Here is an 18,868-nt window from a genome sequence, read left to right as displayed (position 1 = left end):
GCGCGGAGGCCGCGCGCGGGCCCCGTGCGCAAAGACGGGACCAGCGAGAGACCAGGCAAAGGCTGGTTCGCACGCCCGCGGCGTGCCTGTCTGCCGCGTTTCGCCCGCAGGATGACGCATCAAGGCTTTTGCCGCACCGGGCGATCCCCTATAGACCGCGCATCCCTGACCGTCCCATGGAAGGATCGCCCCCATGAACGCCACTCACCGCGACACCGGCTTCTTTTCCGAACCTCTGTCCAGCCGCGACCCCGAAATCCATGACGCGATCCGCAAGGAACTGGGTCGCCAGCGCGACGAGATCGAGCTGATCGCGTCGGAGAACATCGTCTCGGCCGCCGTGATGGAGGCGCAGGGGTCGGTGATGACCAACAAGTACGCCGAGGGCTACCCGGGCAAGCGCTACTACGGCGGCTGCCAGTTCGTCGACATCGCCGAGACGCTGGCGATCGACCGGGCCAAGCAACTCTTCGGCTGCGGGTTCGCCAACGTGCAGCCGAACTCGGGCAGCCAGGCCAACCAGGGCGTCTATACCGCGCTGCTGCAGCCGGGCGACACCATCCTGGGGATGAGCCTGGATGCCGGCGGGCACCTGACCCACGGCGCCAAGCCCAACCAGTCGGGCAAGTGGTTCAACGCCGTGCAATACGGCGTGCGCCGGCAGGACAGCCAGATCGATTACGAGCAGATCGCGACACTGGCTGCCGAACATAGCCCCAAGGCGATCATCGCCGGCGGCTCGGCCATTCCGCGGATCATCGATTTCGCCCGGATGCGTGAGATCGCCGACAGCGTCGGCGCCTACCTGATCGTCGACATGGCGCATTTCGCGGGCCTTGTGGCGGCGGGCATCTACCCCTCGCCCTTTCCGCATGCCCATGTCGCGACGACCACCACCCACAAGACCCTGCGCGGCCCCCGCGGCGGCATGATCCTGACCGACGACGAGGCGATCGCCAAGAAGATCAATTCGGCCATCTTCCCCGGCATCCAGGGCGGTCCGCTGATGCATGTCATTGCCGGCAAGGCCGTGGCCTTCGGCGAGGCGCTGCGGCCCGAGTTCAAGACCTACCAAGAGCAGGTCGTGGTGAACGCGCAGGCGCTGGCCGACGAGCTGATCAAGGGCGGGCTGGACATCGTCACCGGCGGCACCGACAGCCACGTGATGCTGGTCGACCTGCGCCCCAAGGGCGTGACCGGCGACCTGACCGAAAAGGCGCTGGGGCGCGCGCACATCACCTGCAACAAGAACGGCATCCCCTTCGATCCCGAAAAGCCCACCGTCACCAGCGGCATCCGGCTGGGGTCGCCCGCCGGGACCACGCGCGGCTTCGGCGATGCCGAGTTCCGGCAGATCGCGCGCTGGATCACCGAGGTGGTCGACGGGCTGGCTGCCAACGGGGCCGAGGGCAACGCCGCGGTCGAAGAGAAGGTGCGCGGCGAAGTCTCCGAGCTTTGCGCGCTCTTCCCGCTTTACCCCGACCTCTGATGCGGCTGCACCGGGTCGAGGCGGGCTCGGGCGGGCGGCCCCTGCTGATCGTGCCGGGCCTCTTCGGCTCGGCGCGCAACTGGGGCGTGATCCAGAAGCGGCTGAGCGACCGTGGCCGGGTGGTCGCGGTCGACATGCGCAACCACGGTGCCTCGGGCTGGTCCGACACGCATGATTACGCGGCGATGGCGGCGGACCTTGCTCACCTGATCGAGGCGGAGGGCGCGGAAGACGGCTGGGACGTGCTTGGCCATTCAATGGGCGGCAAGGCGGCGATGATGCTGGCGCTGACGGCCCCCGAACTGGTGCACCGGCTGATCGTGGCAGATATCGCCCCCGTTGCCTATGAGCACAGCCAGATGCACCTGATCGAGGCGATGCGCGGGCTGGATCTTGCGGGGCTGCGCAGCCGCTCGGACGCCGATGCGCGGCTGGCCGGGACCGTAAGCGACCGGGGCGTGCGGGCGTTCCTGCTGCAATCGCTCGACTGGCGCGAGGGATGCTGGACGCTGAACCTCGACGTTCTCGGTCGCGAGATGGCGACGATCACCGGCTGGCCGGATCCGCAGGGCAGCTTTCCGCGCGGCGCCCTGTTCCTGTCGGGGGGCGAGAGCGACTATGTCCTGCCCGCCCACCGCGACCGCATCCGCGGGCTGTTTCCCAAGGCCCGCTTTGCCAGGATCCCCGGGGCGGGACACTGGCTGCACGCCGAGAAGCCGCGCGAGGTCGAGGCGTCGATGCGCGCCTTTCTCGACGCCTGAGACTGGGGCCTGCGCTGGTGGCCTGAGCCGGATAGTCGGGCGCCTGCTGCGCGCGTCCCCGGTGGCGCCGCCTGCGGCGGCGCGATGCCTCCGGCGGGAGTATTTCGGAAAAGGAGAATGCGCGCACGGGCGGGGAAGCGGCCGGGGAACGGGCGGGGCCAGGCACGAGTTGTCGGAGAAACCCGAAAGGACGCCGCTGATGAGCCTCAAACGTATTCTCGGAACCATGCTGGCCAACAAGTTGGCCGGACGCGGGCGCCGCCGCGGATCCTTAGGACCCGCGGCGATGCTGGGCGGCGGAGGGTATCGCCGCGGGCCGCGCAGGGGCGGCAAGCTGGGTCTCGCCGCGATGGGCTACATGGCCTACCAGGCCTATCGCGATCAGCAGGCACGCGACACCTCGCGTGGCGGGCAAGGCCGCGAGGCAAACGGCGCCCCGGGCACCCGAAGCGCGTCGACATCGGGAGCGACACGGCGCGGATCTAGAAGCGGTGGCCTGCAGGGCATGGTCGAGGACGTGGTCGCACGCGTATCGGGTGCCTTGGACCAGGGAAACCATGGCGGCCCGGCCGATCCCGATCCTGCGGAGATGCAGGCGGACGCGCAGGCGGCGGACAGCTTCAGCGACAGCACAGCGCTGCTTCTGATCCGCGCGATGATCACCGCCGCCTATTCCGATGGCGCGCTGTCGCTGGAGGAACGGCACCGCATCATGGGCGAGATCGACGCAGCCGGCGGCGATGCCGAGGACCGGCGGATCATGGAGCGCGAGATCGCGCATCCGCAACCTCTCGACACCCTGCTGGCCGAGATCCGGGACCAGGAGACGGCAGAGGAGTTCTACCTTGCATCACGCGCGGCGGTGGATGGCGAGACGGAGGCGAACCGCGCCTACCTCACGCTTCTGCGAGAGCGCCTGAGCCTGACGCAGGCACAGGTGGAGGAGATCGACGCCATCGCATGATGCCCCCTGCCCCTGCTCCTGCCCGGCGACCGCTTCGGCGGCGGTCTGGCCCCGGCGCGGCCCCCGGGGCCAGGGCTGGGGCTTGAGGGGTATCAGAGGAACGTCTTGCGCACGCCTTCGTCCCAGCCGAGGTAGAGGCGGTCGTCCTCGTCCCGGATCACCGGGCGCTTCATCAGCGTGGGGTGCTGGGCCAGTTGCGCCTCGGGCTCGGACGCCTTCATCCAGTCCGACAGGCCGCGATAGGTGGTCGAGGCGCGGTTTACCAGGCGGTCGCCGAATTGCAGGATCAGCTCGTCCCATTCGCGTTCGGAGAGCGGTTCGGCCCGGACGTCGCGGAAGCTGACGTCGTGGCCCGCGTCTTCCAGGGCGCGGCGGGATTTCTTGCAGGTATCACAGGTGGGGATGCCATAGAGGGTCAGGGCGGTCATGGTCGGTCTTTCGAAGGCCTTTGGGACTGCGGAACGATGACCCAGCATAGCACGCGCGCGACGCCGCGCACAGATACCACGCGCAGCGGGGCACCCGGCGCGCGGCGCGCGGCGGTTCGCATGCCGGGCGGGCCGCGGGGGGCGCTCCTCTATCGCCTCCCCCTCCGGCTGCGGGCGTGTCAGGGGTGCAAAACCGCCTCGAACTCGCGCCACTCGCCCTTGGACATGCCCGAGTTTTCCTGCGTGACCTCTTCGCCCGCCAGCATCCGGCGTATGCAGTCCAAGGCGCGCGACGACAGGGTGGCCCCGCCCATCCGGTAATCTTCGAACGCGGCATAGGCCGCGGGCACCCAGTCGCGCACCATCGCGGCGATGGCGTCGGCATAGACGCGGATTTCGTACTGCGCATGGGCATCGGCGCGCAGGCGCAGGAAATGGAAGAGGTTATGCAGGTCGGTCTTCCAGTACCACTGGGTATAGACCGAGGCCGGCAGGTTCATCCGCGCCAGTTCGCGCGCAAGGCCCTGCTGGCCCTCCTGGCTCAGCATCTCTTCGTAGTGGTCATAGGCCTGCATCGCGTCGTCGCGCAGCCAGCGCAGCACGCGCTCTGCCTCTTCGCCCTGCAGCACCTCGCCCCGGCCCTGGTTGTTGACCGTCGACTGCGCCGCCAGCGCGTCGGGCGCGGGCACGTAGAATTCGCGATCGAGGATCGAGTAGCGGGCCGAGTATTCGTTCACGTTGGCGGTGCGGTGGCGGATCCACTGCCGCGCGACGAAAACCGGCAGCTTCACGTGAAGCTTGATCTCGCACATCTCGAAGGGGGTCGAGTGCCAGTGCCGCATCAGGTAGCGGATCAGGCCTTCGTCGTTCGACACGTGCTTCGTCCCGGCCCCGTAGGACACGCGCGCCGCCTGCACGATGGCCGCATCGTCGCCCATGTAGTCCACCACCCGGACGAAACCGTGATCCAGCACCGGCTGCGCCCGGTAGAGATGCGCCTCGATCCCCGGGGCGGTGGCGCGAAAGGTGGGCTGGGTGCGGGCGCGCTGCGCCTCGATCTCGGCCTGCTGTTCCGGGGTCAGGGTCATGGGCGCATCCTTCGGGCGGTGGGTGAGTCGGCGCACCTTATCCCGCGGCTGGCAGCACCGGAACCGCCCCGGGGGCTGCCCCGCCGTCGGGTTCGCACTGCCGCCGGCATTGGTGTGGATTTCCCACAAGCCCGCGCGGAATGCATCGGATTTTCGCGGCAGAGTTGACTTGCGCAGGCCCAAGCGGGACGGTTACGGGCAACGAATAGGGCAGAAAGAAGGCAGATTCCGGGCATGACGCGACTTCACCTTATGCTGACGCTTGGTCTCGGGCTGGCGGCCTGCGGCGACGGTAACCCGATTTCGGGCGACGGGCCCGGCGATGGGCCGGATGACGGTCGGCCGGGCGGTCCTCAGGTGCAGGCCACGGGCGAGGTCACGGGCCTGCGCTTCGATGCCGACGCCGACCAGATCGTCGTCGAGGATCTGCCCTTCGATGGCGAGGACGGGGTCTATACCCGCGTGGCCGAAACCACCGCGCTCGAGGACTTCGGCGTCTACGAAAGTCGCAGCGGAACCGAAGAGGGCCGGCGCAAGTACTATGCCGTCTTCCGCGAAACCGACTCCGGCGCCGGGTCGGTCGCGGCCATCGCCTCGCCCGATTACCAGGACGTCGGCTTTGGCGGCACGGTCGCGACGCGCAACGGCACGACCGACATGCCGACGGCGGGGGAATACGTTTATACCGGCGTCTACGGCGGCGTCCGCACGCCCGAAGGGCGGACGGGTATCGAGCTGACGGAAGGCGACGTGTTGCTGGAAATCGACGTGGCCGATTTCGACGGCAGCGGCGCGATCGAGGGGCGCATCGGCGACCGCACCCGCTATCGCGTCGACGGCACGGCCCTTGGCGCCCTGCCCGACGTGGTGTTCCGCACCACCTCGATCTCGGAGGGCGGGGTGATCGACGCGGGCGACGCGCTGACCCGCAACAACGACGGCACCGAGCGCGACAACGGCACCTACCAGGGCCTTTTCGTGGGCGAAGATGGCGAAGAGATCGTGGGCAGCGTGACGCTGGACGGGACCTTCTACAGCAGCCGCGTCCAGGAAACCTACCGTGACCAGAATGGCCAGACCGCGACCCGCATGCTGAGCTACGAGGACTACCTCGACCTCCGCGACCGGGCCGCCGACGGCGATCCCGGGGCCCTGGCGCGGTTTGGCAACACGACGGTGATCGAGACGGCCGAAGACTTCGACGTGCAAGAGCGTGGCGTCTTTACCGCGGCCGACTGACCTGCGGCTTATGCGGCACGCGATGCGCCCTGCGCACCCCCGGCGGACGACGCGGACACCGATGCGCAGGGTTCTGACGGCGCTGCTGGCCGCCGCGGTCCTCCTGACGCCCGGGGGGCCGCGCGTGGCCTGGGCCGACCCCGGCACGCAGAGCGGGTCCGCGTCCGACTCCGCCCCGGCCAGGGCCATCCGCCTTGAGCCCCGCGCCGCGCGCGACGTGGCCGCGGCTCTGCTGAGCGAGGGATCCTTTGAGGCGGCGCAGAAGCTGGCGCAGACCCTGGTGCGTCGCGATCCCGGCGATGTCGTGGCGCAACTGGTCCTGGCGCAATCCAGCCTGCAGCTGGGCCAGATCGACCGGGCCCGCGAGGCCGGGCAGAACGCCTGGCGCGCCGCATCGACGGACGAGGAACGCTATCTGGCGGCCAATGCCACCGCCGCCGCCCTGGCCCTCGGCGGGCAGCGCTGGCGCTCGCAGTTCTGGCTGAGACGCGCGGCGCAGACCGCCCCGGACGAGGCCGCGCGTGGCCGCGCCATCCGCCAGTTCCGCGCAGTGCGCGAGCGCACGCCGGTGTCGGTCCGGCTGCGGTTCGGTGTCCAACCTTCGTCCAACATCAACAACGGCGCCACCTCGGACCGGCTGATCATCGGTGGCCTTCCGTTCGAGCTTTCTGGCGACGCGCAGGCCCTGTCGGGGGTCGAAACGCGCGCGGGCGCCGACATCGACTGGCGGATCGCCCGCAGCGCCCGGGCCGACCTGACCCTGTCGCTGGACATCGACACCCGCAGCTACACCCTGTCGGAGGAGGCGAAGGACCAGGCGCCCGATGCATCGGGCGCCGATTACGCCTATCGCTCCGTGCGCCTGGGCTTCGGCCGTCTGGCCCGCGACGCGGATGGCCGCGGCCTGACCGAGGCCAAGGTGACCCTGGGCGCCGACTGGTACGGCGGCGACCCGCTGGCGCACAGCGCCGGCGTGCAGCTGGTCCGCTTGACGGCACTGGGAGAGCGCGATCGCCTGCGTCTTGAACTGGCGGGCGAACGGCGCTGGCGGCAGGACAACGACCTGCGTTCCGCCAGCACCTTCAGCGCGGGCCTCAGCTGGACGCGCCGCTTGGCGCCCGGCCAATTGCGGTTCGAGCTCGGCGTTGCCGATACCGCTTCGGCCTCGTCGGCGGTGGCGCATGAAAGCCTGACGCTGGGCGTGGGATTTTCACCGTCCGAGCCGATATTCGGCGCCGAGGTCGACCTGTGGGCCCGGGCGCAGCAACGCTGGTACGACGCGCCGTTCCTGACCCCTGACCCGCGCCATGACGACCGCATCAGCCTGGGCACGACGATGCTTCTGGCCGGGGTCGATTACTACGGCTTCGCCCCCGCCATCGACATCACCTATGATCGCACCTGGTCGTCGCTAGCGCTTTACGACACCGAAAGCCTGGCCGTGTCGCTGGGGATCCGCTCCTCGTTCTGACGCCGCGGACCACATCCGCCGCTCCTGCGACTGATGCGCCCCCGCCCTGTGGGGCGCTACCCCGGGTGCCTCTGCCCCGTGCGCCGTTGCCGGGACTGACCGCATCCCGCGGTGGTCAGCCCGGCCCCGCCGCCCTATGTCCGCAGACGACCGCAACAGACGAGGGATCAGGATGAAAATCGAATACCTGCACACGATGCTCCGGGTGAAGGACCTGGACGCCACCATCGCCTTTTTCGAGCTTCTGGGCCTGAAAGAGCGCCGCCGGTCCGAGAACGAGAAGGGCCGCTTCACGCTCGTCTTCCTCTGCCCCCCGGGACAGGAAGACGGCCGCGCCGATGTCGAGCTGACCTACAACTGGGACGGTGATGACGACCTGCCCTCGGACAGCCGCCATTTCGGCCATCTCGCCTACAAGGTCGAGAACATCTACGACATGTGCGCAAAGCTGCAGAAGGCAGGCGTCACCATCAACCGCCCGCCGCGCGACGGCAACATGGCCTTCGTCCGCTCGCCCGACAACGCCTCGGTCGAACTGCTTCAGATGGGCGACCCGCTGGAGCCCGCCGAGCCTTGGGCCAGCATGGAAAATACCGGGCACTGGTAACCCGGCTCGCCGCCGTCCGTCCCGGGCGGCGGCCTCGACCCATGCCGCGATCGCGGGTCAGTAGATATAGCGGATCTGGTCGGTCCAGAACCTTTCGACCCGGCGCAACGTGGCGTTGATCGCCTCGATCGAATCGAGCGACAGGATATTGCGCGACTGCAGCCCGTCGCCATGCCGGCTGAACAACTCGGCCACGGTCTGGTGCACCTCGCGCCCCTTCGGGGTCAGCCGCACGCGGACGGCGCGGCGATCCACCTCGCAGCGCTGATGGTGCATGTATCCCAGCTCGACCAGCTTCTTGAGGTTGTAGGACACGTTCGAGCCCTGATAGTAGCCGCGGCTCTTCAGCTCGCCGGCCGTCACCTCGTTATCGCCGATGTTGAACAACAACAGCGCCTGCACCGGATTGACCTCGAGCATGCCGACACGCTCGAACTCATCCTTCAACACGTCGAGCAAAAGGCGGTGCAATCGCTCGATCAATGCAAGGCTTTCTAGGTATTCTGTCTTGAACAGCCGCCCGTCGGCTGCGTCGACCCTTGGCAGAACGTTCATCGCGGCCCCCATTTGATATGCCGAAGCAGAGAGTCGCGATGAATTCCTAACAATTCGTCAAATTTTTACGAGACGCCGATAATCCGTCGTCATCCGGCCCCGGCGTGGCGCGCGATCTCGGCGATCAGGCGGTCATAGCGCGGCGGAACCGCTTCGCGGCCCGTGACCCAAGTATAAAGTTCCTGGTCGTTCTCCGACAGAAGCGCGTCGTAGAGGTCGAGGTCGTCGTCGCTGAGCGTCTTCAGGCGATCCTCGGCGAAGGTGCCGAGAATCAGGTCCATTTCCTTGATCCCGCGGCGCCATGACCGCATCTGCATGCGTTTAAGCCGGATCTCGGTATCTTCGTCGTTCGTCATGCACTCTCCGAAAAGGCGGCGCGCAATCGCTTTTCCATATGCCCGATCCGGTCGCTGGTCCGGGCCAGGTCGGCGCGCATCTGCCGCAGTTCACCCAAAAGGCGGGCCATATCCTCGGGCAGGGGCGCGGCGTCGGAGGGCTTCTCCAGCCCCTCGCCCTCGCCCGTCAGAAGCCAGCGCAGCGACACGTTGAGCAGTCCCGACAGCATCTGCAAGCGGTTCGCCCGAGGTTCCGCCAGATCCTGTTCCCATCCCTGCAGGGTGCGAAGCTTGATTCCAAGCCGCCGCGCAAGGTCCTCCTGGCTCATGCCGACAGCCTCGCGGGCATCGGCAAGCCGGTCGCCGAAAGTCGCGTTTTCGTCGGAATACCAGCCGTTTGCGGCGGCGTCGGGTTCGAAATCACTTTCTGTCATCGCGGCCTCCTACCTCCCTTCCCGCTTGAACGGGCCTGTGGCCGATCCTAAGACAGGGCGCCGCCACAGTCCATTCGGAGACGACTATGCGCCTTCTTTCCGCGACGCTGGACCGGATCCGCCCCTCGCCCACCGTTGCCGTGACCGACCGGGCGCGCGCGCTCAAGGCCGCGGGCCGCGACGTGATCGGACTGGGTGCGGGCGAACCCGATTTCGACACGCCCGACCATATCAAGGCCGCAGCGATCCGCGCGATCGAGGCAGGCGAGACGAAATACACCGCAGTCGACGGGATGGACGCGCTCAAGGACGCAGTTGCCGCCAAGTTCGCCCGCGAGAACGGGCTGGACTACGGGCGCGACGAGATCTCGGTCGCGGCGGGCGGCAAGCACATCCTCTTCAACGCGATGCTGGCGACGCTGGACCCGGGCGACGAGGTCGTGATCCCCGCGCCCTACTGGGTCAGCTACCCCGATATCGTGCGGCTGGCGGGCGGCACGCCCGTCATCCTGCCCTGTGCCATGGCGGCGGGGTTCAAGCTGACGCCTGAGGCGCTGCGCGCCGCTCTGACTCCGCGGACCAAGTGGCTGGTGCTGAACTCGCCCTCCAACCCCACCGGCGTGGCCTATACCCGTGACGAGATCGCGGCGTTGGCCGAGGTCGTGCGCGACTTTCCCGACCTGCACGTGATGAGCGACGATATCTACGAACACCTCGTCTACGACGGGTTCGAGGTCGCGACCATCGCCGCCGTCGCGCCCGACCTGCGCGACCGGGTACTGACGTGCAACGGCGTCTCGAAGGCCTATGCGATGACCGGCTGGCGCATCGGCTATGCCGGCGGGCCGGCGCACCTGATCGCGGCGATGCGCAAGCTGCAATCGCAATCCACCACGAACCCCTCGTCGATCAGCCAGCATGCCGCGCTGGCGGCGCTGGAGGGGCCGCAGGAGTTCCTGGCCGATTTCCGCCGCGCCTTTGCCCGGCGGCGCGACCTTGTCGTCGCGCGGCTCGACACGGTTCCGGGGATCACCTGCCCGCGGCCCGACGGCGCGTTCTACGTCTATCCCGACATCTCGGGCTGCCTGGGCAAAACCAGTCCGGGCGGCACCCTGATCGACAGTGACGAGGCCTTCGCCACGGCGCTGCTCGAGGAGGCGGGCGTCGCCGTCGTCTTCGGCGCGGCCTTCGGGCTCAGCCCGCATTTCCGTGTCAGCTATGCCACCGACGACGAAACCTTGCAGCGGGCCTGCGACCGGATCGGCGACTTTTGCGCCGCCCTGCGCTAGGCATCGGACCATGACCGGCGATTTGCCCGAATATTTCTTCCGCGTGCGCGAAAACGGCGCCTTCGTCTTCCGTGTGGAGCCGGAGAACCGCATGCGCCGTCTCGAGTTCGACCAGATCGCGGCGGTCAACATCCGCAACGGCGAGGTGAAGCCGCATGGCGACCGGCAGCTGTCGCAGGCCGACCTGGACGCGATCCGTGACTGGATGGCCGAGCGGCGCGAGGTGCTGGCGCAGCGCGACATCGACGACATCCACCGCGCCGTCGACCACCTGAGCCTGACCGCGCACTGGGCGCAGACGCGCGCCACCGACGACCAGCTGGACGCGGTGACCGACCGCCTGCTTCTGGCGATGCACGACCTGCGCACGGTGCTGATCCGCAAGCGCGCCGACAGGCTTGGCCGGGACGACGGATGACGCGCCCGGCCCCCACCCCTTGCGCCGGATGCCCCGCGGCCGGGCCGGCGGCATGAACCTTCACGTGGCGCTTGCCGCCGCGCCACTGGCGGCCGGACTGATCCCCGCCCGTCTTGCCGGGATCGACCTCGGCTGGTGGCGCGACGCTCTGGAACGTATTGCGCCCGAGGTCCTGACCTTCGACACGATCGCCGCGGCGGTCATACTCTTTGTCTGCCTGCGCGGCGTCTTGCGCTGGCTCTTCCCCCGGCCCGCCGGGCGGTGACGCGCCAGCGCGCGGCGGCCCCCTAGAGCATCGAGGATATCGTGCGCGCGGTATCGAGCACGCGTTCGATCACCGCCTCGTCCAGCGTCAGCTGCATCTCGTGGCCCGACAGGTTCATCGCCGCGACGTACCGGCCATGGCGCGACACCAGCGGCGCGGCGATCGACAGCGTCCCCGTCGCCAGGTGCGACCGCTGCGCCACGTAACCCCGCGCCCGGTCCTCGTGCAGAAGCTCCCTCAGGTCATCCAGCGTGGCCGGGGCACGCGGGCTCATCCGTGCGAAATCGTAGCCCTCGAACCGGCGGCACAGCTCGGGCTCGGTCAGATCGCTCAGCAGCACGCGGCCCATGGTCGTCGAAAACGCCGGAAGGCGCGACCCCACGGGGACGTTCGACACCATCGCCCGGTCGGACAGCGCGCGATAGACATAGACGATCTCGGTCCCATGAAGCACGGCGACATGCACGGTGAACCCGGTCTCGTCGCGCAGCGCGTCGGCCGGCAGGCGCGCGATGTCGTAGACGTCGAGCGACGAAAGATAGCGGAACCCCAGCGACATCGCCCGGGGGGCAAGTCGATAGCGGTTGTCCTGCCGTGCCAAATACCCCTCGTGCTCGAGCGTCACGACGAAGCGGTAGGCCGCGGAACTGGTGACCGAGATCGCCTCGGCGATCTCGGTCAGCGTCATCTCGGCCCGCCGGTGGCCGAAGCATTCAAGGATGCTGAGCCCGCGCAAGAGGGAGTTCGATCTGTAGTCGGGTTCTTTCGCCATGCCGCCTAACGTCTGCCCCCTGCCACCCGGTCCCTGCGACGTCCCGTCCCCGGCCCCGCGATCATCCCCGCCGCCATCCTTGCCGCCATCATTGCCACCGGCCCCGACCACGCCGCGCCACGTCGCGGGACCGGCCATCGGAGCGCCATGCCTCTCCGGGCGCCCAGCCGCGCGCCCTTTCCCGTACCCCGCCGCTAGCGCGGGCGGGAACCCAGCCTGTCGGCGATCCGGGACATGGCGGTCGCATAATCCGACACGATCGCCTCTTCCTGCGGGTGATGCCCACCGCGAACCACGCGACGCCCGCGGACGACCACGTCGCCCACGTGGAACCCGCGTCCGGCGAACATGTGGTAGTCCAGCACCGCTTCGGGCGTGGTCGCCAGCAAAGCGGCGGGTTCAGGGCTGCGCAGCTCGACGAAGCTTGCCATGCCGCCCGGCGCCAGCCCCGCCTCGGGCCGACCGGCGGCGCGGGCCCCGCCCCGTGCGGCGCGCGACCACAGGTTGGCCGCGACATGCGGCTGGGTCTCTGCCGCCATCACGTTGCGCTGCCGGTCCCGCAGCCGCTGGCTGTATTCCAGCTGCTGCAGTTCCTGTGCGGCGACCGTCGCGATGTTGGAATCCGACCCGATCCCGAAGCTGCCCCCCTGCCCTAGATACTGCGCGGCCTCGAAGATGCCGTCGCCCAGGTTGGCCTCGGTCATCGGGCACAGCCCGACCGTCGCGCCCGACCGGGCGATCCGGGTGATTTCGTCCGCGGTCAGGTGGGTGGCGTGGATCAGGCACCAGCGGTCGTCGACCGGCGCGATGTCGAACAGCTGCTCGACCGGGCGGCGGCCGTTCCAGGCCAGCGCGTCCTCGACCTCCTTCACCTGCTCGGCCACGTGGATATGCACCGGACAGCCGGGCAGCTTGTCGGCGCGCAGCTCCAGCAGGCGGGTGATTTCCTCTGTCGTAGCGGCACGCAGCGAATGCGGCGCGATGCCCAGAGTATGGCCCGCCGCGGTAGCGGGGCCGCGCAGGGCGTCGATCATTGCCGCGTAACCGTCGAGATCCTGCACGAAGCGGCGCTGTCCCTCGGTGGGCGGCTGACCGCCGAAATTCGCATGCGCGTAGAATACCGGCAGGTGCGTCAGGTCGAGCCCGGTCGCCTGCGCCGCCTCAAAGATCGCCAGCGACAGCTCTTCGCGCCGGGCATAGGGCGTGCCGTCCAGGTCGTTGTGGACATAGTGGAACTCGACGATCCCGGTATAGCCGCCCTTGAGCAGCGCGAGGTAGAGGCGCGCGGCGATGGCCCGCATGTCCTCGGGCGACAGGGTCAGGGCGAAGAAATACATGATGTCGCGCCACGACCAGAAGCTGTCGACCGGGTTGCGCCGCACCTCCGACAGGCCCGCCATCGCGTACTGGAACGCATGGCTGTGCAGGTCGGTGATCCCCGGGACGACGGGATTGTCGTAGACCGGCAGGCCCTCGGGATTGTCGTCCCGGCACGTCTTGGCAATGGTGCCGTCGGGCGCGACATGCATCGACAGGCCGTGGACCCAGCCCTCGGGCGTCAGCGCCTGGCGGAAATGCGCGCCGGCGATGCGGTCGCCGTCCTGCCCCGCGGCAGGTGTCGCCTGCGGATCGGTCATGTCAGCCGTCCTCTCGCTCGGGCGAAAAGGCGGCCATGGCGGCGATCAGCGCGCCCAGCGCCCCGGTCAGGCGCGCGGCCTTTTCCGGCAGGTATGTCCATGGCGGCGTCTCCTGCATGTAGACCTCCTGCGCGATCTCGATCTGCAGGGCGTGCACGTGACGGTCGGGGGTGCCGTAGTGGCGGGTGATGTAGCCGCCCTTGAACCGGCCGTCGCGGACCACGCTCAGCCCGTGCCCCTCGATCGCGGCATGGGCGGCGCGCGCCAGGCCGGGGGCGCAGCTGGCCCCGGAATTGGTGCCAAGGTTGAGATCCGGCAGCCGCCCGTCGAAAAGCCGTGGCACCCGGCTGCGGATCGAATGCAGATCGAGCAGCAGGCAATAGCCGTGCGCCGCCCGGATGCGCGCGATTTCGTCCGTCAGCGCAGCGTGATAGGGGGTCCAGTAGGCCGAAACGCGTGCCGCGCGGGCGGCCGCGTCCGGCGCGGCCCCGTCGCGGTAAAGCGGCGCGCCGTCGAAATCGATGGTCGAGATCAGGCCCGTCGTGGCACTGTCATAAAGCGGCGTATCATCCCGGGGGCGGTTGAGGTCGGCGGCATAGCGCGACACGCGGGCAACCATCAGGCTGGCGCCGACGGGCCGCACCTCGCGCGCGATGCGGTCCATGTGCCAGTCGGTGTCGCGCAGCCCGGCCGCCTCGGGTCGCAACGCCTCGGCCACCTCGGGCGGCAGGACCAGCCCGGCATGGGGCACGTTCAACAAAAGCGGGCCGTCGCCGCGGATCAGGTCGCACAGCGCGGTGGGGGAGGAAACGTCGATATCGGATGGCATCTGCTTGGTCTTTCACATTTCAAAACATTTATTGACATGCAAAAAATTGAGGTCAACAAAAGATGTGTCTATCCGTCGTGACAGACCCGACCCGCGGGCAAGACGGGCCATGCAACCGAACAAGGAGGACTAGATCCATGACCATTTCACGGCGCCATTTCCTTGGCACCTCGGCCGGGGCCACCCTGGCCGCGCTGGCCGGTCCCGCCCTGGCGCAGGGCCGCACGTTCTTCGGGATCGCCACCGGCGGCACCGGCGGCACCTACTATCCGCTGGGCGGCATGCTGGCTCAGCTGATCTCGAACCAGGCGCAGCTGCCCGACACCCGCCTGTCGGCCACCGCCGAAACCGGCAACGCGTCGGTCGCCAACGCCCAGCTGCTGGGCCGGAGCGAGATCGAATCCGCCTTCATCGCCGCCGACATCGTCGACGCCGCCTACCACGGCAAGAACCAGTTCGAGGGCGAGCCGATCGAGAACCTGCGCGTCATCGGGGCGCTCTACCCCGAGACCGTGCAGCTGGTCGTGCGCGCCGACAGCGGCGTCGAGACCTTCGAGGACCTGAAGGGCAAGTCGATCTCGTCGGGCTCGCCCGGCTCGGGCCAGTGGCAGCTTCTGGGCGACCTTCTGGCCGCGCATGGCATGTCGCGCGAAGACGTGTCCGAGGACTATTCGTCGTTTGCCCAGTCGATCGACAAGATCAAGGACGGCAACCTCGACGCGTCGCTGATCACCGCCGGCCTGCCGACCTCTTCGGTCACCGACCTGGCCAACGGCCATGACGTGCGCATCGTGCCGCTGAACGGCCCCGCGATCGAGAAGCTCCAGGAAAGTCAGCCCTACTACGCCAACGCGGTCGTGCCCGCAGGCAGCTACAACGGCATCGACGAAGACGTCGACACCTTGGCCGTCCGTGCACTCTGGGCGACCCACGCCGAGGTCCCCGAGGACGTGGTCTACGCGGTGACCAAGGCGCTTTACGAAAACACCGAGACCCTGGGTCAGGTGCACCCGATGGGCAAGCAGATCTCGCTCGACAAGGCGCTGGAAAGCGTGTCGATCCCGGTCCATCCCGGCGCCGAGAAGTTCTATACCGAGCAGGGCGTCTCGCAATAATGTCCCGGCGCAGGAAACTGCGCGGACTGGGGGCGGCGGTTCTGGCCGCCGCCCCTTTCGTGTTCCAGGCCCCCGCGCAGGCAGGCGACGCCGGCCCCTGGATCTGCCTGACCCAGACGCGCGGCACCGGCGCCGAGGTCGCCCGCTATCCGCTGGGCCCCGCGGCCGAGTTCCGGCTCAGCTTCATCCACTCGGTTTCCCGCACGCCGGTCACCGACCACTACCGGGTCGAGGCGGGGCGCATCATCCAGACCAGCGAGGTCTTCGAGGCGCACGGCGCCGGGCTGCCGTCGATCGCCGATGACGTGGGCGCCACGGGCTGGCGGCACGAGGACGGCAAGTTCATCCTCGACCTCGACCGCGAAACCGGCCCCATCCCGATGCGCATCCAGGCGCAGTTCAAGAATACCCTGCACATCGCCGACCGCGACCTGCCGCTGGCAGATCTCGGGCAGGCCGCCCTAACCCTTGCCCCCTGCGACGAGGAGACCCACCAGTGAGCCACGAGACGCCGAACTACGACCGCCGCGGGCAGGAAGCCGCCCCCGACGACGACCGTGAGCTGACCGCCGACGAACTTGAGGCGATGGTCCGCGAATACGATTCGGAATCGAATTTCCGCAACCTGCTGGGCCCGACCGCGATGATCGTCACGATCGCCTCGGTCGCGCTGTCGCTGTTTCACGTGTACACGGCGGGCTTCGGGCTTCTGAACGAGGTGATGCACCGGACCATTCATCTCAGCTTCGTGATGGGGCTGATCTTCCTCGTCTTCCCGCGCAAGCGCGCGACGCCCTCGGGCAAGACGTGGCTGGAAAGCGGCATCTTCGCCGCCTTCTACCTCTATCTGCTGTGGTCGCTGGTGCCGACCCTGCCGGGCGGCACCCTGACCTGGGTCTTCACCGCCGTGATGCTGGTGCTGATCGCGCTGACCCTGCCCTTCAACCGCCCCGGCGCCGACCCGCAGAAGGTCGCGCTGCGCGATTGGCTGTTCGCCGCATTCGGGGCCGGCTTCTCGGCCTATCTGACGATCTTCTTCCACTACATCTTCATCGAGAACGTCGGTAGCCCGCCGCAGCCCGCGTACATGATGGGCCTTGTCGCCATCGTCATGACGATGGAGGCGACGCGCCGCACGATGGGGGCGACGCTGGCCTATATCGGCATCGGCTGCCTGCTCTACGCGCTTTTCGGACCCTACCTGCCCGGCATCTTCGCGCATCGCGGCTATTCCATCGCCCGGATCATCAACCACCTCTTCATCGGGACCGAAGGCATCTACGGCGTCGCCGTGGGCGTGGTCGCGACCTACGTCTTCCACTTCGTGCTCTTCGGCATCCTCGCGCAGATGAGCGGGCTGGGGCAGCTGTTCATCGACCTCGCGACGATCATCGCCGGGCGCGCCTCGGGCGGGTCGGCCAAGGTATCGGTCGTCTCGTCGGGCTTTTTCGGGATGATCTCGGGCTCGCCCATCGCCAACACGGTGACCACGGGCGCCTTCACCATTCCGTTGATGAAGAAATCCGGCTTCTCGGGGCGCTTCGCAGGCGCGGTCGAGGCGTCGGCCTCGTGCGGGGGACAGGTGACGCCCCCGATCATGGGTGCCTCGGCCTTCGTGATGACCGAAATGCTGGGCATCCCCTACAACGAGCTGATCCTGATCGCGATCGTGCCCGCGGCCTTCCACTACATCGCGATCCTGCTGATGGTACATCTCGAGGCCAAGAAACTGGGTCTCAAGGGCATGTCGAAGGACAAGATCCCGCAGTTCGGCGCCGTGCTGGCCAAGTCATGGCATCTTTTCGTGCCGCTGGGGGTCATGGTGGCGATGCTGCTGATGCAGTACACGCCCTTCCTGGCCGCGTTCTGGGGCATCATCCTGACGATCGTGTGCAGCTACGTGCCGTTGGTGATGCACAAGCTCGGGAACACCACCATGGACACCTCGACCGTGCTGACGCCGCCGCGGCTGGTGCGCGGCTTCGAGGACGGCGCCAAGTTCGCGCTGGCCATCGGCGCGGCCTGTGCCTGCGTGGGCTTCCTGCTGGGGATGACCACGCTCACGGGCCTTGGGTTCAAGTTCTCGGCCGCCGTGGTGCAGCTGGCCAACGACCTGGCCGGGGTGGTGACGGCGTTCGACTTCACCGGTCTGCTGTCCGAGCAGGGGATGGCGCTGTTCTTCGGCCTGATCTTCGTGGCCATCGCCTGCATCATCATGGGGGCGGGCATTCCCACGACGCCCACCTACATCATCCTCGCCTCGATCGCCGCGCCCGCTCTTGGCGAATTCGGGGTGCCGCTGATCGCCACGCACTTCTTCGTCTTCTACTTCGGGGTGCTGGCAGACGTGACACCGCCCGTGGCGCTCGCCGCCTACGCGGCGGCGGGTCTCGCGCGGTCCGAGCCGATGACGACGGGCACGACCGCCTTCCGGCTGTCGATGGGCAAGGCGCTGGTGCCGTTCATGTTCATCTACGCGCCCAGCCTGCTGTTCGTGGACTTCACCTGGCTGCAGTTCATCACCGCGCTGATCTCGGGCCTCGTGGGGGTGATCGCGTTGTCGGCGGCCTATATCGGCTGGTTCCGGCGGGCGCTGGCCACGTGGGAGAAGCTGGCGCTGACGCTTGCGGGGCTTCTGCTGATCTCGACGAACTGGATCGCCATCGCGATCGGCGCGCTGGCGGTGCTGGGCATCCTGATGCGGCCCCTGCCCGCCCAGGCCCACGCGGCCTGACCCGGCGCGGCCCCCCGCCGCGAGACGCAGAGAAGACAGCGCGCGGCGGCATGGAGACATGCCGCCGCGTGTCGTTTCCGGAGCCGGCATCCGGCGGGCGGCCGCCTGCGGGGTCACCAAGCAAGGCGCGCCTCGACAACGGGGCAGAGAAGCCCCTGACAAAGCAAGGCCCGGGCCCGGGCCCGGGTTCGGCCCCGCCCGGCGAAGCGGCTGGCACGGAGGCGAAGAGACGATGCGCCGTGACGCAGGAAACTGCGCCAAGCAAGAACGCGCCGCGCCGGCCCGCGTTTCACTTTCACGATGTGAGGGGGGGGGAGAAGTGGCGAGGTCCGGGACGCCTCGCCGAAGATCATTTGGTCGGAGTAGCAGGATTCGAACCTACGACCCCTGCCTCCCGAAGACAGTGCTCTACCAGGCTGAGCTATACTCCGACCGTGC

The 18,868-nt window shown here is 68.3% G+C and carries 20 protein-coding genes and 1 tRNA gene; 12 read left to right on the top strand and 9 right to left on the bottom strand.

The features are described from left to right. Window positions 1-193: 193 nt before the first annotated feature. From glyA to EKE94_RS05700, 3 genes are all read left to right on the top strand, one after another. Window positions 194-1,489 carry a serine hydroxymethyltransferase gene (gene glyA, locus EKE94_RS05710; protein WP_127905649.1) on the top strand — a complete coding sequence of 432 codons (1,296 nt, stop codon included), beginning with the start codon at window positions 194-196 and terminating at the stop codon, window positions 1,487-1,489. Beyond that, window positions 1,489-2,250, top strand: a complete 762-nt coding sequence (locus EKE94_RS05705) for an alpha/beta fold hydrolase (RefSeq protein ID WP_127905648.1) — start codon at window positions 1,489-1,491, stop codon at window positions 2,248-2,250. Before glyA ends, EKE94_RS05705 begins: the two co-directional genes overlap by 1 nt. Before the next feature lie 199 nt (window positions 2,251-2,449). Next, the gene (locus EKE94_RS05700; protein WP_127905647.1) at window positions 2,450-3,214 is read left to right on the top strand and encodes a DUF533 domain-containing protein; all 765 of its coding nucleotides are present in this window, start codon (window positions 2,450-2,452) and stop codon (window positions 3,212-3,214) included. A gap of 92 nt (window positions 3,215-3,306) precedes the next feature. On the opposite strand, the gene EKE94_RS05695 is transcribed toward EKE94_RS05700, so the two are convergent. Both EKE94_RS05695 and thyX read right to left on the bottom strand, forming a co-directional pair. Next, on the bottom strand, window positions 3,307-3,633 hold the full coding sequence (locus tag EKE94_RS05695) for an arsenate reductase family protein (RefSeq protein ID WP_127906293.1): 327 nt from the start codon (window positions 3,631-3,633) through the stop codon (window positions 3,307-3,309). 188 nt (window positions 3,634-3,821) lie between these two features. Beyond that, entirely contained in the window at window positions 3,822-4,730 is a 909-nt protein-coding gene (gene thyX, locus EKE94_RS05690; RefSeq protein WP_127905646.1) for an FAD-dependent thymidylate synthase, read from the bottom strand. Between the two features lie 234 nt (window positions 4,731-4,964). Between thyX and EKE94_RS05685 the strand changes: the two genes are divergently transcribed. From EKE94_RS05685 to EKE94_RS05675, 3 genes are all read left to right on the top strand, one after another. Next, window positions 4,965-5,969, top strand: coding sequence for a HupA family protein (locus EKE94_RS05685; protein WP_127905645.1), 1,005 nt, complete (start codon window positions 4,965-4,967; stop codon window positions 5,967-5,969). Window positions 5,970-6,030: 61 nt separating this feature from the next. Beyond that, window positions 6,031-7,440: a tetratricopeptide repeat protein gene (locus EKE94_RS05680; protein ID WP_164870839.1), complete on the top strand. Its 1,410-nt coding sequence runs from the start codon at window positions 6,031-6,033 to the stop codon at window positions 7,438-7,440. 172 nt (window positions 7,441-7,612) lie between these two features. Further along, a complete protein-coding gene (locus EKE94_RS05675) occupies window positions 7,613-8,047 on the top strand; it encodes a VOC family protein (RefSeq protein WP_127905643.1) in 435 nt (144 codons plus the stop codon). A gap of 57 nt (window positions 8,048-8,104) precedes the next feature. On the opposite strand, the gene EKE94_RS05670 is transcribed toward EKE94_RS05675, so the two are convergent. From EKE94_RS05670 to EKE94_RS05660, 3 genes are all read right to left on the bottom strand, one after another. Further along, window positions 8,105-8,602, bottom strand: a complete 498-nt coding sequence (locus tag EKE94_RS05670) for a MarR family winged helix-turn-helix transcriptional regulator (protein ID WP_127905642.1) — start codon at window positions 8,600-8,602, stop codon at window positions 8,105-8,107. Window positions 8,603-8,691: 89 nt separating this feature from the next. Then, window positions 8,692-8,958 carry a succinate dehydrogenase assembly factor 2 gene (locus EKE94_RS05665; RefSeq protein WP_127905641.1) on the bottom strand — a complete coding sequence of 89 codons (267 nt, stop codon included), beginning with the start codon at window positions 8,956-8,958 and terminating at the stop codon, window positions 8,692-8,694. After that, window positions 8,955-9,371: a helix-turn-helix domain-containing protein gene (locus tag EKE94_RS05660; RefSeq protein ID WP_127905640.1), complete on the bottom strand. Its 417-nt coding sequence runs from the start codon at window positions 9,369-9,371 to the stop codon at window positions 8,955-8,957. Before EKE94_RS05660 ends, EKE94_RS05665 begins: the two co-directional genes overlap by 4 nt. Window positions 9,372-9,457: 86 nt before the next feature. Here EKE94_RS05660 and EKE94_RS05655 point away from each other — a divergent pair, with 86 nt between their 5' ends. Genes EKE94_RS05655 through EKE94_RS05645 form a run of 3 tightly spaced genes read left to right on the top strand, consistent with a single transcriptional unit; the run spans window position 9,458 to window position 11,343 of the window. Beyond that, window positions 9,458-10,660 (top strand): pyridoxal phosphate-dependent aminotransferase, encoded by a 1,203-nt coding sequence (locus EKE94_RS05655; RefSeq protein ID WP_127905639.1) that lies wholly within the window; start codon window positions 9,458-9,460, stop codon window positions 10,658-10,660. A 10-nt stretch (window positions 10,661-10,670) separates the two neighbouring features. Then, window positions 10,671-11,078 carry a hypothetical protein gene (locus EKE94_RS05650; RefSeq protein ID WP_127905638.1) on the top strand — a complete coding sequence of 136 codons (408 nt, stop codon included), beginning with the start codon at window positions 10,671-10,673 and terminating at the stop codon, window positions 11,076-11,078. 52 nt (window positions 11,079-11,130) lie between these two features. Beyond that, window positions 11,131-11,343: a hypothetical protein gene (locus EKE94_RS05645; RefSeq protein ID WP_127905637.1), complete on the top strand. Its 213-nt coding sequence runs from the start codon at window positions 11,131-11,133 to the stop codon at window positions 11,341-11,343. Between the two features lie 22 nt (window positions 11,344-11,365). Here the strand turns inward: EKE94_RS05645 and EKE94_RS05640 are convergent, their stop codons facing one another. From EKE94_RS05640 to hutG, 3 genes are all read right to left on the bottom strand, one after another. Beyond that, entirely contained in the window at window positions 11,366-12,115 is a 750-nt protein-coding gene (locus EKE94_RS05640; protein WP_164870838.1) for an IclR family transcriptional regulator, read from the bottom strand. Window positions 12,116-12,309: 194 nt separating this feature from the next. After that, entirely contained in the window at window positions 12,310-13,752 is a 1,443-nt protein-coding gene (locus tag EKE94_RS05635) for a formimidoylglutamate deiminase (RefSeq protein ID WP_127905635.1), read from the bottom strand. Window position 13,753: 1 nt separating this feature from the next. Continuing rightward, the gene (hutG, locus tag EKE94_RS05630; protein ID WP_127905634.1) at window positions 13,754-14,581 is read right to left on the bottom strand and encodes an N-formylglutamate deformylase; all 828 of its coding nucleotides are present in this window, start codon (window positions 14,579-14,581) and stop codon (window positions 13,754-13,756) included. 137 nt (window positions 14,582-14,718) lie between these two features. On the opposite strand from hutG, the gene EKE94_RS05625 reads away from it, so the two are divergent. The 3 genes from EKE94_RS05625 to EKE94_RS05615 are packed head-to-tail and all read left to right on the top strand — an operon-like array spanning window position 14,719 to window position 18,430. After that, on the top strand, window positions 14,719-15,696 hold the full coding sequence (locus EKE94_RS05625; RefSeq protein WP_127905633.1) for a TAXI family TRAP transporter solute-binding subunit: 978 nt from the start codon (window positions 14,719-14,721) through the stop codon (window positions 15,694-15,696). Next, complete coding sequence (locus EKE94_RS05620) at window positions 15,696-16,196, top strand: DUF1850 domain-containing protein (protein ID WP_127905632.1); 501 nt, start codon at window positions 15,696-15,698, stop codon at window positions 16,194-16,196. The genes EKE94_RS05625 and EKE94_RS05620 overlap by 1 nt, the downstream gene beginning before the upstream one ends. Continuing rightward, window positions 16,193-18,430 (top strand): TRAP transporter permease, encoded by a 2,238-nt coding sequence (locus tag EKE94_RS05615; protein WP_235855911.1) that lies wholly within the window; start codon window positions 16,193-16,195, stop codon window positions 18,428-18,430. Before EKE94_RS05620 ends, EKE94_RS05615 begins: the two co-directional genes overlap by 4 nt. Before the next feature lie 354 nt (window positions 18,431-18,784). Here EKE94_RS05615 and EKE94_RS05610 read toward each other — a convergent pair. Continuing rightward, window positions 18,785-18,861, bottom strand: a tRNA-Pro gene (locus EKE94_RS05610). Between the last annotated feature and the right edge of the window lie 7 nt (window positions 18,862-18,868).

Source organism: Mesobaculum littorinae (assembly GCF_004011175.1).
Classification (GTDB): domain Bacteria; phylum Pseudomonadota; class Alphaproteobacteria; order Rhodobacterales; family Rhodobacteraceae; genus Tranquillimonas; species Tranquillimonas littorinae.
Note: the sequence above shows the minus strand (reverse complement) of the source record. Positions and strands in the feature narration are given on the sequence as shown.

What these genes read in the sequence shown, in the direction of transcription:
- glyA (WP_127905649.1), top strand. Translation starts at nt 194, where the DNA reads ATGAACGCCACTCACCGCGACACCGGCTTCTTTTCCGAACCTCTGTCC.
- EKE94_RS05705 (WP_127905648.1), top strand. Translation starts at nt 1,489, where the DNA reads ATGCGGCTGCACCGGGTCGAGGCGGGCTCGGGCGGGCGGCCCCTGCTG.
- EKE94_RS05700 (WP_127905647.1), top strand. Translation starts at nt 2,450, where the DNA reads ATGAGCCTCAAACGTATTCTCGGAACCATGCTGGCCAACAAGTTGGCC.
- thyX (WP_127905646.1), bottom strand. Translation starts at nt 4,730, where the DNA reads ATGACCCTGACCCCGGAACAGCAGGCCGAGATCGAGGCGCAGCGCGCC.
- EKE94_RS05685 (WP_127905645.1), top strand. Translation starts at nt 4,965, where the DNA reads ATGACGCGACTTCACCTTATGCTGACGCTTGGTCTCGGGCTGGCGGCC.
- EKE94_RS05680 (WP_164870839.1), top strand. Translation starts at nt 6,031, where the DNA reads ATGCGCAGGGTTCTGACGGCGCTGCTGGCCGCCGCGGTCCTCCTGACG.
- EKE94_RS05675 (WP_127905643.1), top strand. Translation starts at nt 7,613, where the DNA reads ATGAAAATCGAATACCTGCACACGATGCTCCGGGTGAAGGACCTGGAC.
- EKE94_RS05670 (WP_127905642.1), bottom strand. Translation starts at nt 8,602, where the DNA reads ATGAACGTTCTGCCAAGGGTCGACGCAGCCGACGGGCGGCTGTTCAAG.
- EKE94_RS05665 (WP_127905641.1), bottom strand. Translation starts at nt 8,958, where the DNA reads ATGACGAACGACGAAGATACCGAGATCCGGCTTAAACGCATGCAGATG.
- EKE94_RS05660 (WP_127905640.1), bottom strand. Translation starts at nt 9,371, where the DNA reads ATGACAGAAAGTGATTTCGAACCCGACGCCGCCGCAAACGGCTGGTAT.
- EKE94_RS05655 (WP_127905639.1), top strand. Translation starts at nt 9,458, where the DNA reads ATGCGCCTTCTTTCCGCGACGCTGGACCGGATCCGCCCCTCGCCCACC.
- EKE94_RS05650 (WP_127905638.1), top strand. Translation starts at nt 10,671, where the DNA reads ATGACCGGCGATTTGCCCGAATATTTCTTCCGCGTGCGCGAAAACGGC.
- EKE94_RS05645 (WP_127905637.1), top strand. Translation starts at nt 11,131, where the DNA reads ATGAACCTTCACGTGGCGCTTGCCGCCGCGCCACTGGCGGCCGGACTG.
- EKE94_RS05640 (WP_164870838.1), bottom strand. Translation starts at nt 12,115, where the DNA reads ATGGCGAAAGAACCCGACTACAGATCGAACTCCCTCTTGCGCGGGCTC.
- EKE94_RS05635 (WP_127905635.1), bottom strand. Translation starts at nt 13,752, where the DNA reads ATGACCGATCCGCAGGCGACACCTGCCGCGGGGCAGGACGGCGACCGC.
- hutG (WP_127905634.1), bottom strand. Translation starts at nt 14,581, where the DNA reads ATGCCATCCGATATCGACGTTTCCTCCCCCACCGCGCTGTGCGACCTG.
- EKE94_RS05625 (WP_127905633.1), top strand. Translation starts at nt 14,719, where the DNA reads ATGACCATTTCACGGCGCCATTTCCTTGGCACCTCGGCCGGGGCCACC.
- EKE94_RS05620 (WP_127905632.1), top strand. Translation starts at nt 15,696, where the DNA reads ATGTCCCGGCGCAGGAAACTGCGCGGACTGGGGGCGGCGGTTCTGGCC.